Annotated in this window: 1 protein-coding gene; it reads left to right on the top strand. The window is 52.3% G+C overall.

All coding sequences use genetic code 11. The annotated features are described in order from the left end of the window. The first annotated feature begins 2 nt into the window (after positions 1-2). Positions 3-80, top strand: a complete 78-nt coding sequence (locus AC0QHF_RS08795) for a hypothetical protein (RefSeq protein WP_375341410.1) — start codon at positions 3-5, stop codon at positions 78-80. Positions 81-646: the final 566 nt, after the last annotated feature.

The following is a 646-nucleotide window of genomic DNA, read 5'->3' as shown; positions in this document are numbered from 1 at the left end:
CGATCGCCTGTTATTCTCCCCCCCTGGACGCGGCGGGAAATTCCGTGGCGGGATTATTTTTGATCGAGGAAATGGCGTGATCGCTCGTTCTCAGCCTGTTTGACTGACGGAAGGAATCGTCCGGGGCGATCGATGCGGACGAAAGGACTTGAACCTGCTAATTAGGTTTAAACCCCCATTCTACCGTTGCTAAAATCTACTCATACTGCACAACGAGTCAAGAGTGAGTAAAAAATGAGTATTAACTCAAAGCCTCCAACTGTAGGGGGGGACGGACTCTATGACGAGTCCTATCAGAAGTTCCTGGCAGCATACCATACTCACCGAGAGGATTGTCCCCGGGGGGTGAGGCTTAAGCTCCAAAAGGAAAAAGGGGGACGATACCACCTCTACCTGCAATTCAAGCAGCCGGGGACGGGCAAGCGCTCTCCTAAACCTTGTGGAGTGGATTGCACCCCTATGGGAGTCATCCAAGCCGTAGAGAAGGCTCACAAGGTCAGGGAAGCATTAGACCGTATTCCTACCGTCTCCGAGTTTTGGCAATGGTACGACACCGAAATACTAGGCAAGAATACGTGAATAGGTCGGGAGCTTGATAGCCCTGCTGCTTTAGCGCGGGGTGGAAAAGCGACTCGTGCGGCTTTAG

This window comes from Lyngbya sp. CCY1209, from assembly GCF_055795065.1.
The sequence above is the reverse complement of the archived record's forward strand: the minus strand, read 5'-3'. Positions and strand labels throughout refer to the sequence as shown.